Genomic DNA, 14,773 nt, shown 5'->3' on the forward strand with positions numbered 1-14,773 from the left:
TATGGTTATTTCATAAAAAGAAAAGCGGAGAAGCGCGTCGCTTCCCCGCTTATTATTTCCTGCGTACAAGAATACCTTAACTTTTCATAAACGGTGTTCCAAAAGCTGCTCACTCGGAAATAAGCTGAAATATCTCAAAAATTGAAGAACAATTTTTAGCTATTCCTTCTTATTAACTAGCACTGTTCAAGGTAATGAACTTTTCAATTCATTTCTTTCAGTGCTACGCATATCATTCTACTAGAAGTACTTACTTAAGTAGAACTGACATCTCAGAGCAAAACGCGTTTGTCACAACCTAATTATAAATTAGCGAAGTACTCTAAAGTACGTACCAATTGTGCAGTGTAAGACATTTCGTTGTCGTACCAAGCAACTGTTTTAACCAATTGTTTGTCGCCAACAGTCATAACTTTAGTTTGAGTAGCATCGAATAATGAACCGAAAGTCATTCCTACGATATCAGAAGAAACGATTTGGTCAGTGTTGTAACCATAAGATTCGTTTGCTGCTTTTTCCATAACTGCATTTACTTCTTCAACAGTTACTTTTTTGTCAAGAATAGAAACTAATTCTGTTAATGAACCAGTTGCTACAGGAACACGTTGTGCAGCTCCGTCTAATTTACCGTTCAATTCTGGAATAACCAAACCGATTGCTTTAGCAGCACCAGTTGTGTTAGGAACGATGTTTTCAGCAGCAGCACGGGCACGGCGGAAGTCTCCACCAGGGTGTGGTCCGTCAAGAGTCATTTGGTCACCTGTGTAAGCGTGGATTGTAGTCATAAGACCTTCAACAACACCAAAGTTGTCTTGTAATGCTTTAGCCATAGGAGCTAAACAGTTAGTAGTACAAGAAGCACCAGAGATAACTGTTTCTTTACCAGTTAAGATATCATGGTTTGTGTTGTAAACAACTGTTGGTACATCGTTACCACCAGGAGCAGAGATAACAACGCGTTTAGCACCAGCTTTTAAGTGTAATTCAGCTTTTTCTTTTGAAGTGAAGAAACCTGTACATTCAAGAACGATATCTACACCTAGGTCGCCCCATGGTAATTCTTCAGGGTTACGGTTAGCAAGAACTTTAACTTCTTTACCGTTTACGTTGAAAGATCCTTCGTGAACTTCAACTGTTCCGTTGAAACGTCCTTGAGTTGTATCATATTTCAGCAAATGAGCCAACATTTTTGAGTCTGTCAAATCATTGATTGCCACTACTTCGATTCCTGCTACATCTTGGATACGACGGAATGCTAAGCGTCCGATACGTCCAAATCCATTAATACCTACTTTAACTGTCATTAAAGATTTCCTCCTTATGAAAATCAAAAATTTTTATTTTAAAGGGTTACCCCTTTTAAAATCTCATTTGCTGCGGCTTCATCTGTGATGAGCCACGTTTGTTCCGGTGCATTTTTCATATATGCGCGAATCGCTTTAGCCTTTGTCTTTCCACCAGCCAGTGCTATGACGCAGGGAATATTCTGCAAATCCTTCAATTGTAATCCGATTCGCGGAACTTTATAAACGACTTCTCCTTGTTCATTAAAGAAGTAACCAAATGACTCTGCTACAGCATTTTTTTGCTTAAGCATAATCATCTCTTCATCAGACATTTTCCTTCGTGCAGCCATATGCAACGCTCGCCCAATACTATGAACTACCGCATTGGAATGGCTAATCAGCTCGAGAACTTCCTGTATGGAAGGTTCTTGCAGCAAAGAATCATACGTTTCTTTGCTCAGCTGTTCCGGAATATATAGTGCGCGATGCTGTCCGCCGGTATTGTGTGCCATGACAGCACTTACCGAATTTGCTTGAACAGTAAGAGCTTCACCAATCCCGCCTCTTGCCGGAACGAAAAGGTTATGTCGTTTTTCTGATTCAAGGATGCCCATATGTTCTGCTGCCTGAGCCATTGTGGTACCGCCCATTACAGCAATAATGTTATCATCATCCGGTAGAAGCATATCTAACGAGTGTGTCAGTACTTCTCCGAATTCATCCAGAATTTTTCGTTGATTGTCACTGTTGCCTGAAACGACAATACATCGTTGGATACCGAACAACTGGGCAATTTCAATTTCAATCTTCTGAATACCGAAAAGCAGATTCATCATCTTTTCAAGTCCTTGATAGACTTCCAAACCTTTATCAGTTAATGTCATACCACTTTTTGATGTTTTAATCAGCTGAAGTTGTTTGAGCATGTCCGTTTCGGTTCGCAACACTCTTTCCGTCAGTCCCATACTTTCTGAGAGACTTCTTCTGCCGATTGGCTGCATCCAATAGATATTTCGTAAAATATGATATCTTTCCTGCATCACATCAAGCATATCCGGAGCAACTGCTTCGATCATTTTCAATTCTTCAAGCATGATTGACTCCTCCGTTGGTCATAAAACGTCCAAGTATGACTAAAAACGACCTATGAATGGTAAAAAAATAATGAAGCCTTTCTTTTTGTGGTTTTCAGTTAAAAAGACTATTTAACCTCACAAAGATAGTTTAGCAGTTTTCATAGTTCTTTTCAAGGAAAAGAACTCATTTTTTATGATTGAATATGATAAAAAGATCGCTTTTGGCTCCTCGGACATTTGAACACGATTCTATCTAATGACTTTTCTGTGTTTATCTGAAAATTATCTGCTTTTTTACAGAAAAAAAGAGCACCAAAGGCTCTTTCTCTTCTTTTCAATTGTTATAACTCTTCTTCATAGAACCGTCCGAGTATTTTTACATTATCAGAAATACTGACAAATGCAGATGGATCGGCTTTCTTCATCGCTGCCTCCAAGGAGGGCAGCTCAAAACGTGTAACGATTGTAATCAATACTGTCTGCTTATCATGGTTATAAGCACCTTCTGCTTCATGGATGATTGTGATTCCACGTCGCATTTTCTTTTGAATGGCATCGATGACTGTTTCAGGATTCTTCGTGATAATCATTACCTGCATTTTCTTTTGCTTCGTATATACAGCATCTGTTACCTTACCACTGACAAAAATTGATAATGCACTATAAAACATATATTGCCAACCAAACAAATACCCTGCAACAAATATGATTAAGGCATTAAAATAGATAGAAATTGAACCAACAGATCGTCCTGTCTTCTTACGAATAGTGATACTGAAGATATCCAAGCCGCCTGAAGAAAGTCCGTTTTTCAAAGCAAAGCCGATTCCGGCACCCATCACTCCACCCCCGAAAATAGCACAAATAATCGGATCATCGGACAGGGTCGTTTCAGGAACTATTTGCATGAATACGGAGGTCAATACAACCGTGATAAAGGTAAAAATTGTAAATTTCTTGCCAATTTTACGCCAAGCCAGAAAGAACAAAGGGATATTCAGTGCAAACAAGGTGATGGACACTGGAACATTAAAGCCTAATGCTCTTGTGGATAGCGTCGTTAAAATCTGCGCTAAACCAGTGATACCGCTGGAGTAGATATTCCCCGGCTGATAAAAGAAGTTCATCGCAATCGATGCTAAAATTGCATAAACAATAGATACAGATAGTTTGGTTGTATAGTCATTAACAGGGATGCCTTCAATCGCTTTTTTCATATGAAATAGAACCTTTCTCTATGTGCTTTTCATTATATGATACTGTATACTACACTACTTTATTTACTTTTTCCATAGTTCAGATCAAAGTCTTACCATTTGTTTACCTGAAAAACAAGGTTCAAAGAACAGGTCTGTTACTGCTCAATCTTCTCTGCTCTATTTCAGAAAAAAAATGAGTTTGGGACTTTATTAATTTCTGTCCCAAACTCTCTTCGTATTTAAAAACGAATAAACGGCGAGACAAAAGCAACTCCTTCGGAATTAAGCCGAACTATCCAGAAAATATGAGGGAACTCCAGTTAGGTATCAATCAACATCTATTCATTTCATGAATAGTGTTTTTTGACAATTTTCGAATATTCCTTCTTAATTCTCAGAGCTTAGCACTTTTGTCTCGACCTCATTTTACTTCTATTCTTCTATTGCTATTACATCAAGGTTCAACTCAAACAACTGTAATGGTGATACTGTGCTTGGTGCGTTATTCATCGGGTCTGCAGCTTTTCCGTTTTTAGGGAAAGCGATGACTTCACGAATATTCTCTTCACCGGCAAGCAGCATAACCAAGCGATCCAAGCCTAGCGCAATTCCTCCATGTGGTGGGAATCCGTAAGACAATGCATCCAACAAGTAGCCAAACTGCTCTTGAACAAGCTCTGCATCCAGCCCTAAGGTTTCAAACATTTTCTCCTGCAGCTCACGTTGGTAAATACGTAGCGAACCGCCACCTAGCTCATAGCCGTTCAATACAACATCATAGGCTTGAGCGTAAACTTTCTCCGGTGCCGTGGCTAACAGTTCAATGTGCTCTTCTCTTGGTAAAGTGAACGGATGATGGGCAGAAACATAACGGTCTGCTTCTTCATCGTATTCAAATAATGGCCAGTCTACTACCCATAGGAAGTTGAATTTCGATTCATCAATCAATCCCAACTCTTTCCCCATACGAGAACGGATCGCTCCTAATGAAGCAGCAACCACTCCGGCAGTATCCGCTCCAAACATCAACAAGTCACCAACCTCAGCATTGGTTGCCTTAATCAAATCATCGGTTACATCAGTCAAGAATTTGGCAATTGGTCCTTTCAGACCATCTTCTTCAACCTTCAGCCAAGCAAGGCCTTTCGCTCCAAACTGGCTGACATACTGACCAAGATTGTCCATGTCTTTACGTGAATATTTATCAGCTGCTCCTTTGGCGTTCAAGGCTTTAACCTGTCCGCCACTTTGCAATGCCATTTGGAACACCTTGAAATCTACATCTTTTACTACTGGTGCAATATCAATTAATTCCATATCGAAACGTGTGTCAGGCTTGTCGCTTCCGTAACGAGCCATCGCTTCATCATAACTGATGCGTGGGAATGGCAGCGGCAAATCGATTCCTTTTGCCTCTTTCATCACTTTAGCCAGCATTTCCTCGGTCATTGTCTGAATTTCTTCAGCTGTCAGGAACGTTGTTTCAATATCTACTTGTGTAAATTCAGGCTGACGGTCTCCACGTAAATCTTCATCACGGAAACAGCGAACAATCTGATAGTAACGATCAAAGCCGGCACCCATTAATAATTGTTTAAAAATTTGTGGTGACTGAGGCAATGCATAGAAATGCCCTGCATGGACACGTGATGGTACCAAATAGTCTCTCGCACCTTCCGGAGATGATTTCCCAAGATAAGGTGTTTCAACATCCATAAATGCTTGATCGTCAAGATAATGACGAATCGATTTCGTCACCTGATGACGCAGCTTGAAGTTTTCTGTCATCGCCGGACGACGCAAGTCCAAATAGCGATACTTCATACGAATATCATCACTCACATTGTTATCATCTTCAATGATAAACGGCGGTGTTTTTGCTTTATTCAAAATCGTAATATCTGAAGCCATTACTTCAAATTCACCGGTTGGCATTTTAGGATTAATTGCTTCCGCATCACGATAAACAACTTCACCAAAAATCTCGATGACATACTCGCTACGACATTTATCTGCAATTTCCCATGCTTCTTTTGAACGTTCAGGATTAAATACAACCTGAACAATTCCTTCTCTATCTCTTAGGTCGATAAAGATTACCCCTCCAAGGTCACGGCGCTTTTGCACCCATCCCTTAAGGACAACCTCCTTGCCTACAACTTCTTTTGTTACTTTGCCACAATATAGTGTACGTTCTGCCATAATCTAAACTCCCTTTCTTTTGCTGATGAAACCAATCAAGTGTTTGCTTGGTTTCTTTCTTTTGGAGTGCCACCTCTTCCGACTAAATCGCGAAAACAGTGGAACCTCTCATTATCAATACCATTCATTTTTTTGTTGCTGCTTTTTGTCTCTTTTCTCATGTCAGAAACAAATCCCATTTTTACTGTTCATTAGCTTTTCATACAATCGTTCGATTCAATAGTTGTTATTAGTCAAACATGATTGTTGTCATTTCATCATAAACCTCGCTGAAGCGTTCATAGATGTCATCCAGCTTAAACGGCTTTTCTTCACGGCTGGTCATATTCTTTACGTTAACAATACCTTCAACCAGCTCACTTTCACCGATAGTCAGTACTAGCTTGGCATTCAACTTGGCTGCTGTTTTAAACTGTGCCTTAGGCTTACGTGCCATAAAATCACGATCCGCAGAAAAACCAAAATTTCTGATTGCCTGAACTAACTTTAATGAAGCGAGATTCGTATCAGGACCGATACCCACAACATAAGCATCAACCTCGTTGATTTCAGGAATGATGACTTCCTCTGCTTCCATCGTTAGAAGAATACGTTCAATTCCCATAGCAAAACCAAAGCCCGGTGTTTCCGGTCCGCCCAGCTCTTCCACCAGACCATCGTAACGACCACCCGCACAAATCGTTGACTGTGCGCCCATGGCTTTCGCCTCACTCATGATTTCGAAAATCGTATGAGTATAGTAATCCAACCCTCGCACCATATTTTGGTCGATAACGTAGGGAATTTCTAATTCTTCAAGCATTTGCAGTACCGTATCAAAATGCTGTTTTGATACTTCATTTAGATAATCTAAAATGGACGGTGCATCCGCAACAATTGCCTTATCACGTCTATCCTTACTATCCAATACACGTAGTGGATTTTCGTGAAGACGGCGTTTCGAATCTTCACTTAGTTCTTCTGCTCTAGGTTCAAGATAGTCAATCAAGGCCTGGCGATAAGCAGCTCGACTCTCTTTATCTCCTAAAGAGTTAACAACCAGCTTGATTTCACTAATCCCCAACTGTTTGAAGAAATCCATCGCCATTGCCATGCTTTCCACATCAACTGCGGGATTGTCACTCCCAAATGCTTCAACACCAATTTGATGGAACTGGCGTTGCCGTCCAGCCTGAGGATTTTCATAGCGGAACATCGGTCCCATGTAGAAGGTTTTATAAGGCTTGGCATATTCCGGGCCAAACAGTTTGTTTTCTACAAAAGCTCGAACAACAGGTGCTGTTCCTTCCGGACGCAGTGTCACATGACGATTTGATTTATCATAAAAATCATACATTTCTTTGGAAACAATATCTGTGGTATCACCCACACTTCGAGCAATTACTTCATAGTGTTCGAAAATCGGTGTACGGATTTCTTGATATTGATAGTCTCTGAAAAGCAGACGTGCTGTTTCTTCAACAAACTGCCATTTCTCAGTTGTTCCTGGCAGTAAATCATAGGTGCCTTTGGGCTTTTGGTAATTCATCTGATTTTCCTCCATTTCATTCTCGTTGATTTTCCTAAATTGATGATAAAGCAATACCTCTATTGATTCGCAAATAATTCGATGCATCGGTCTCGTTCTTCTTCTGATAAACAAAAAAAATTCGCCCCTGTATCAATACAAGGGCGAATGAATTATTCATACGCGGTACCACCTAATTTGAAAGATTGCTCTTTCATCTCAACGATTAACGCTCGTAACGGAATGGCTTTTCTTCCATTCATCTCTGGAATGTCTTTCAATTTCTTTTGTGGAGCTGCTTTCAGCCTAGGCATCTCTCTCTTTTTAACACAAACAGGAAATTTACTCGTTCCTTCATTGATTTTCAATATTACATATAAACTACTAGAGATTTTCATGAAAGTCAAGTAGAATTTCAGCAATTCCCGAACATTTTTTCTCCCTCAGAAAGACATTTCCTGCTTTAAAACTATCTAACCATTTCTTTCAGAACCTTGATTCTGGCGAGCCTATCCCCCTCAACATCTCATTGCAAGAATATTCGTTGTAAGACCTGCAGCAGTTCCAATAAACAAAACGGTGTCTCCATCCTTTATCGCTTGTTCAGACAAGGCGTTACACAAGGTGAAAGGAATCGATGCGGAAACCATGTTTCCATACTCCTTCACCGTATCAAAATACTGCTCTTTAGAGAACCCAATTTTCTTCATTAACAACGGCATGGCACGGCTCGCTTGATGAGGAACAACTTTGTCAATCAAATCAGCAGATAATCCGCTCTGTTCATAGAAAGCCGCCATCATTTTAGGCAGCTTTTTGATTACAAGTGATAATATCGCTTTGCCCTGCATATCAAACATGTATTCTTCCTTTGTTTCTTCACTATAGTTACTTGGGGGAAACGCGGTTAGTCCACCACGAATTTCAGTCTGATGGGCGCCTTCTGACCAAGTCCGCTGCATAGCACTGATAACTCCTTTTTCAGGATTCGTGCTGCGTTCCAAGACAATCGCTGCAGCGCCATCGCTAAACAGTTCGAAGCTTTCTTTTTGATTTGGGTTTAACCCCAACGAGCCAACCTCACTAGATACAATCAACACACGCGTATATCGCCCCGCTTCAATTAACGTAGAAAAAGTATCCAGAGCCGTAACAAAGCTCGTACAGGTGGTATTAATATCTATAGCAGGTATATCTGTTCCTTGTGCAATCTGCTCATGAATTAGTGCTGCGGTACAAGGAATCGGTTGAACAGCTACGGCACTCGCTGAAACAAGACAATCAATCTCTGTTATATCCAAATTCCCCTGACGCAAGGCTTGTTCACAGGCTTCCACGGCTAAGCTGATTTGTGTCTCTCCGGCGACCACTCGGTATCTTGTTTGATCGCCAAATGTTACTGTATTTTTTGGTAAAGCTGTACCATAACCAGTTATTTCTACACCATTCATTTTTCTCGCTCCTACTCAACGATTCGTTGAATTCTTTTCATTTTTTTCTCTTGTTCCTGTTCATAAGGCTGAAAGCGAATCAGCGGCTGTTCAAATTCCTGATCCGCTGCCAGCTTGGCAAATTCTTGAATTATTTTTTGCTGCGTCGTTTCCGACACGCCTTCTACTTTAATTATTAACTGATTGCTTGCAGTTTGAATCACTTGATAGTCTCTAACCTCTGAGACAAACAGCAGACAGCGACGGATAAAATCCGGATAGACTGCTACCTCTTTTTGCTTAAGTCCATTGAAGATAAAGATATCATCTTCTCGTCCTTCAATCTTTTCAATTGCTTCAAAAACAGAGCCGCAGGCACAGGGCTGATCCGCTGCTATCAAGATATCATTCAGACGATAGCGAAGCATCGGCTGAGAGGTACGTTTAAAATCAGTAATGATAGGATAAAACCGTTTTTCATCTATATATTCCTTTTCAAATTTGACAATATCTTCATTCAAATGCAAGGTGCCATGTTCACAGGTACAGCCCAAAAATCCTTCTGTACATTGATAAATTTGATGAATGACAGACAGACTGAAACTTTCCTTCAAATACTCTTCATCGCATGTTTCCAGAATCTCTGCAACGGAGATAATCCTTGTTGGATGAATCGCTAGATGCTTTTCCTTCATCGCCTGCGCCAGTCGAAGCAACACAGAAGGAGGTGCAATTAAAATCGTCGGCTGATAATGGTTTAATCGAGCTAAATGCTCCTCAAAGGGTTGATACATATCAAAGTAAGCAAGCTGAATTGCTTTGGATTGGATCGTTTGGTACAGCTGATTATCTGCTCTTAAAAAGAAAGCCAGCCTATGATTCAATAGTTTTTCTTTCGGCAGCATTCTGGCCAGTATTGTTCCAGCCCAAATGGCTTGCTCTGTTTCACTCGTTAGAAAAATACCCCGATTGCCGGAGGTCCCTGATGAGAGTCCCACAGAAATCCCTTGATAGTCTTCTTGAAAATCTCTTGTGCGTTCACCCTGCAAGGCAATCTCAAAAGCCTGCTCCTTCTTTACGCCAACTGTATTTAACTCGTCAAAGTGACGCATCATTTTTTCCTTGTCCATTAACGGCAATGGCTCTTCTTTACACCGACTGTAATATGGCGAGTGCTTCTTCATATAAGACAGCTGTTTCGAAACAGCTTTCTCTTGATACGCTTCAAGCTGTTGTCGGGAGGACCATTTTTGCAGCCAACGTACCTTCACAAAGGTTGATAACAACAATCCCTTTTTCATCCTAACACCTCCCGAATTCTTTTTTCAGGATCATGGCTGACGACAACCTGATTGCCGTCTGACATGATTGCCTTTAGATACTGAATACTTGTTTTGTATGCAGTGATATCATCTTGAATCAGCGCCGGGATTCGACGTAGTTTTTTCGTTTTCTCTAACAGGTCAATTCCCCAACAGATATCAGCAGCTACAAAGAGGTTGTGTTCTGGAAGATACATACAAAGCTGACCTTTTGCATGACCATCAAAGGAAGCCAGCAGGATACTGCCATCTCCAAATAAATCATATGCTTCTTTATAGGGAAAAGCACTCTGTTTTTCTCTGGGTGCGATTCGTTCGATTCGTTCATCAAAATCAGTTGGTAAAAATTCATGGAATATCAGTGACTTAAATTTGTTCTTTTTATAGGCTTGGAAGCACTCCTCAGAAAGTAGAAAGCGCGCGTTAGGGAAATACTTCGTGCCACCGATATGGTCCGGATGAAGATGAGAAAGAATCACCAAGCGTATCTCTTCCGGTTGAATGCCTGATTGCTTGAGCTGATAATCAATCATTTGCTTCCTATCAATTACCGTCGGATTCAAACGATTATAGATGCGATAAAGCCATTTCTTTTGATAAAGCTCGGTTGTATAGCCGGTATCATACAGGATATAGCCCTGAGATTTATGTTTCAATAGAAAAACACCTGCCGGAAACAACAGCTCTTTCTTTTCTTCTTGTTTGAACAGCGTTGCTTGATTGTTGGTACAATATCCGCAAGCGTAATAGTTAATTGTTTCTATAGTCTTCTGCATATTTTTTTATTCCCTCAGCTACTGTCATTTTTGGCTGGTAGTTCAGCTCATTTTTCGCCTTGTCTATGGACAAGGTTTGGCTGTATTTCAATAAATAGAGTGTATATTTTGTGAAAATCGGTTCCTTGGTAATCCGCAATAGTGAGTACAGCTTTTCTAAGCTGCTTGCAACGCCGTACATCAATGAATAGTTCAAAGAAAGATAGTGTACAGGGACGCCCAGCTCACAATGAAGCTGATCCAGTATTTCTTTAAACGGCGTCGGCTCATTATTCGTAATATTGTAGGTCTCTCCAACTGCCTGACTGCTTTCCAGGCTTAAGCGAACAGCTAATGCAACATTCTCCACACAGGTTACATCAATCAGTTGCTGCCCACCATCAAAAAGAGGGATACCAATTTTTTTATTTACTTTTATCAAGCGCGGAATAATACTTGTATCGCCAATACCAAACAACCCTCTAGGTCGAAGGATAACACTATCTACGGTAGCTTTTTCACGAATTTTTTCTTCGGCCAACAGCTTGCTTTTGATATAAAAATTCAGCTCATTCTTCTCCGGCGCTTCAGTTTCTTTAACCTGCAACTGATCCTTCGCAGCTGCGTAAATACTGGGAGAGGAGATGAAAACCAGCCGCTTAACCTGATTAGCTTCACATGCCGCAAGCACATTTTCTGTTCCGACAACATTTGTCTGATAAAAATCAGACCACTTACCCCAAACGGTCGATAAAGCACCGGCATGAACAATAGCATCCATCCCCTCTGCTGCTGCCATAATCCCGCTTGGCTCAGTAAAATCACCTTGAATAAAGCGCACCTTTTCATTGGTTAGGCCCTCGCCAATTGACGCATTCCGCCCAAAGGCTGTAACCTCATACCCTTGCGCGGCAAGCTCCTCCAATATATATTTCCCTAAAAATCCTGTGGCTCCTGTTACCAATACGTTCATTTTCTCACCATTTTCATTAATCGTTGGATTTCTTCATCTATTGCTTGTGATGGTTTATAAGTTGAAAACTGCTTACTCAGCCTTTCCAGCTCTGGCCACTCCGATTTTTGCAGCAGTTCCTGCAATTTTCCGATTACTTGTGTTGTTTTTTTCTTTTTCGTTGTCATTGCAATGCCAGCATGCTCCGCTCTGACTGCGTAATCAAACTGATCATAGTCATGAGGTAAGATTAACGCCGGCTTTTGATACTTGATACAATTATATAAAATGCCGGCTCCTCCATGATGAATCACATAATCGAACTGTGCCATATTTTTTGAATAAGGGATATAGCCATATTGATAAACATTTTCTCCAATTTTTTCATGTTCATCCGCTCTTTTATTGTCGCCTAAAGAGAGGATAAACAAATACTCCGGAAAATGAGCCGCTATCTCTAAAAGCTGCTTTTTCATCGCCGTCTTCCCCCATAACAGATGCGTGCCTAAAGTAACCAGGATTGTTTGACGAAAAGCGGTTTTATCAAGAATTACAATCTCTTTCTTTTCCGGCGAATGACAGCAAGGACCAATCCATTTGAACTGTTTTGGAAACGTCCGTGAAAATTCCAGCTCCTCCATCCCCATGCCCAAAATGGACATCGGCGAATAAATGGCTTCTTCGCCTTTGTCATTGTATAGCGTAATGCCCAATGCAGCGGCTTCCTTTCGAATCAAAAAGAAAAATCCTTTTTTTACTGTACGAACCAGCCTTCGACCCAAAAAGTCCCGCAAGTGATATGGTATTCCGCGTTTGCTTCTCCAGCCGCCTATATAGCTAGGTGTACCGTCTTTTGTTTCCAAGGCGAAAGGAGTCGGTATTGTCGTAATCCAAGGAATAGCCAGTCGCTCGCAAACGACTCCCGCCGGAACCGCAATAAAGTCTGCGATAACAATATCCGTTTGATTCTCTATCAACGCATTCTCTATCTGCTGAACAGCTTTCGGAATCAGTGTAACATTTTGCCTCAATTGCTGATACATCTCTGTCAATTTCGCCTGAGTCTCTGTATTGGCGATGTCTTCCATAATCGTTGGATGCTCCGGAAATAATGGATAGCTGCCAAAGCCCAGCGCTTCTACCGTCTCTATTTTTTGTACGCCTGTAATAAAACGAATGCTGTATCGCTCGTTTTGAAGCAATGGCGTCATCACCTCCAACAAGGGATAAAGATGCCCGCTAAACGGAACCGCAATCACATCAATTCTAATTTTTTCTGATGCAGTCATCAACAATCTCCCTCACTTCCGAGCTCATCAAGTAATCAAAATGTGTACTTTCGACAAGATAATCTGGCTGATGTCTGTCCAGCAGCCTAGAATAAATATCCTTTTTACCTTTAATCACTATACACGGATACTTCTCTTTATTGATTTTTTTCAAGGACACAGGTCCCAGTGCAATAATCTTCAATTTTTTATACCGACTGTCAATGCTTGGCAAAATGGTAGTCAGCATATTCAAGCCTGAGCTTTGCGAAATAATAATGACCTCCTCACACTGAAAAACAGGCGTTAAGTGACGAATTAGCTCCTTTTGAAACGTTTTGTTCCAACGTGTGTGCAAAAAATACAAGCAGTTGCTCCAACTGGCCTGCAGCAACGAAGGGAAAACCGGATTCGAATTAACAAACCCTTCATTATAAGGAAAATTCATTGGCAGCCAATCCGATGATTGATTAAGACTCCAAGAAAAAAATGAGCGCTGATATTCAGATAGCTCTGCATGCTCAAAGTGACTGCTTCCGCTGATGAAGAGAACCACCTTCTGACCTTTTACCAGTGTTTCAGCCTCATTCAATTGCTGTAATCGGTGAAGGTAGCTACGAAATTTACTCATAACGAATTTTCCCATCATATACTCGAATTTTTCTATTTCGCCACAAAATCACAGACGGTGTAAGTAACGTATACAAATAGAGTAATGGTAGTAAAAAGTCATTCAACACCTCATAAAAGGCAGCTGAAGCTCCTTCATGAATTGAGAATACCTTTTCTCGGTATTGCTTCATCACAAATGCCTTAACACCCATCAAGCCTACGACTACTAACGGGGCAATACCTCCAACAGCGATACTTATAAGCAGCAGCAGTGTCGGTAACAGACTAGGCAAAACAACTAGAAGAAGCAAGTTGAGCGACCGATGTCTATTCATATAAATCGTCGCAAACAGAAGCCAGCGTTTCATCAGCCGCACATATTGCTGCGGATTATCCAGCGTGGTACGAACGTTACAAGGAATACTGCTTTGAACCAGCTGGACTCCCTGCTCCATCAGATATTCAGCCACAGCGAGGTCGTCGCACAATTCTTCTTGAATGCTTTCAAATACGTGGTATTTCCTTAACAGCTCGGTTTTTATGATATAAAACATGCCGTTGACAGTATTCGTTTCATTCCTGTATGCCATAGGAAAATAGGTGACTAAAGAATTGCTATTCACAAAGCCGGCAACCAACCGAGACCAAAAGTCCGTTTGCCCATCATTATAAGGGATACCGGTAACTAAAAATTCATCCCTTCGCTGCTCATAAACAGACATTTCACTAAAACGCTGAAAATCAATTACACTATCATCATCTAAGACAATCGTATACTCTGTTTGTATAGCTGCCAACCCTTGCTGCAGCTTAAAGCTTTTAGGATTGATTCTATCCGGCACCTCATCCAGCAGTAGGCATTTCGTCCGCTCGTTATAGGTTGGATTTTCCAATATAGCTGCTGCTATGTCCTGAGCCGTCTGATCCTGTTTATCCAATAACCAGATAAAACGCATCGTCCTTGTGTTGGCAAGATTTTTTTCGAGGTCCTGCCTTAATCTTGGATCACCTGATAAAATAGGTTGAACAATCGTGTAGCTCGCTTCATTTATCTTGGTTGTCTCCCTTTTTCTTTTTTCTGTAATACTTAACGAAGCCAGATGCAGCCGCAAACAAAACAAAACGACGGCAAATACTATGACACTGAGAAATAGAACAACCATT

The 14,773-nt window shown here is 40.9% G+C and carries 12 protein-coding genes and 1 other annotated feature; all 12 genes read right to left on the minus strand.

The window, feature by feature from the left end; all coding sequences use genetic code 11:
• Positions 1 to 302: 302 nt before the first annotated feature.
• The 12 genes from gap to IW510_RS14700 all read right to left on the minus strand — a co-directional run bounded on the left by gap (position 303) and on the right by IW510_RS14700 (position 14,772).
• Positions 303 to 1,304 carry a type I glyceraldehyde-3-phosphate dehydrogenase gene (gap, locus tag IW510_RS14645; RefSeq protein WP_202060897.1) on the minus strand — a complete coding sequence of 334 codons (1,002 nt, stop codon included), beginning with the start codon at positions 1,302 to 1,304 and terminating at the stop codon, positions 303 to 305.
• A 38-nt stretch (positions 1,305 to 1,342) separates the two neighbouring features.
• Positions 1,343 to 2,380 (minus strand): sugar-binding transcriptional regulator, encoded by a 1,038-nt coding sequence (locus IW510_RS14650; protein WP_202060899.1) that lies wholly within the window; start codon positions 2,378 to 2,380, stop codon positions 1,343 to 1,345.
• A gap of 323 nt (positions 2,381 to 2,703) precedes the next feature.
• Complete coding sequence (locus IW510_RS14655) at positions 2,704 to 3,579, minus strand: YitT family protein (protein WP_202060901.1); 876 nt, start codon at positions 3,577 to 3,579, stop codon at positions 2,704 to 2,706.
• Between the two features lie 414 nt (positions 3,580 to 3,993).
• Positions 3,994 to 5,763 (minus strand): aspartate--tRNA ligase, encoded by a 1,770-nt coding sequence (aspS, locus tag IW510_RS14660; protein ID WP_202060904.1) that lies wholly within the window; start codon positions 5,761 to 5,763, stop codon positions 3,994 to 3,996.
• 229 nt (positions 5,764 to 5,992) lie between these two features.
• Positions 5,993 to 7,291: a histidine--tRNA ligase gene (gene hisS, locus IW510_RS14665; RefSeq protein ID WP_202060906.1), complete on the minus strand. Its 1,299-nt coding sequence runs from the start codon at positions 7,289 to 7,291 to the stop codon at positions 5,993 to 5,995.
• A gap of 136 nt (positions 7,292 to 7,427) precedes the next feature.
• Positions 7,428 to 7,637 (minus strand) — a binding site (T-box leader).
• Between the two features lie 151 nt (positions 7,638 to 7,788).
• On the minus strand, positions 7,789 to 8,721 hold the full coding sequence (locus IW510_RS14670; RefSeq protein WP_202060907.1) for a 3-oxoacyl-[acyl-carrier-protein] synthase III C-terminal domain-containing protein: 933 nt from the start codon (positions 8,719 to 8,721) through the stop codon (positions 7,789 to 7,791).
• An 11-nt stretch (positions 8,722 to 8,732) separates the two neighbouring features.
• Positions 8,733 to 10,001, minus strand: a complete 1,269-nt coding sequence (locus IW510_RS14675) for a F390 synthetase-related protein (protein WP_202060908.1) — start codon at positions 9,999 to 10,001, stop codon at positions 8,733 to 8,735.
• Positions 9,998 to 10,798: an MBL fold metallo-hydrolase gene (locus IW510_RS14680; protein ID WP_202060909.1), complete on the minus strand. Its 801-nt coding sequence runs from the start codon at positions 10,796 to 10,798 to the stop codon at positions 9,998 to 10,000. Before IW510_RS14680 ends, IW510_RS14675 begins: the two co-directional genes overlap by 4 nt.
• Positions 10,773 to 11,750, minus strand: coding sequence for an NAD-dependent epimerase/dehydratase family protein (locus IW510_RS14685; protein ID WP_202060910.1), 978 nt, complete (start codon positions 11,748 to 11,750; stop codon positions 10,773 to 10,775). The genes IW510_RS14680 and IW510_RS14685 overlap by 26 nt, the downstream gene beginning before the upstream one ends.
• Positions 11,747 to 13,018, minus strand: a complete 1,272-nt coding sequence (locus IW510_RS14690; RefSeq protein ID WP_202060912.1) for a glycosyltransferase — start codon at positions 13,016 to 13,018, stop codon at positions 11,747 to 11,749. The genes IW510_RS14685 and IW510_RS14690 overlap by 4 nt, the downstream gene beginning before the upstream one ends.
• Entirely contained in the window at positions 12,996 to 13,628 is a 633-nt protein-coding gene (locus tag IW510_RS14695; protein WP_202060915.1) for a hypothetical protein, read from the minus strand. The genes IW510_RS14690 and IW510_RS14695 overlap by 23 nt, the downstream gene beginning before the upstream one ends.
• Positions 13,621 to 14,772, minus strand: a complete 1,152-nt coding sequence (locus tag IW510_RS14700) for a glycosyltransferase (protein ID WP_202060924.1) — start codon at positions 14,770 to 14,772, stop codon at positions 13,621 to 13,623. The genes IW510_RS14695 and IW510_RS14700 overlap by 8 nt, the downstream gene beginning before the upstream one ends.
• Between the last annotated feature and the right edge of the window lies 1 nt (position 14,773).

It is taken from the genome of Enterococcus sp. BWR-S5 (assembly GCF_016745255.1).
GTDB lineage: Bacteria > Bacillota > Bacilli > Lactobacillales > Enterococcaceae > Enterococcus_L.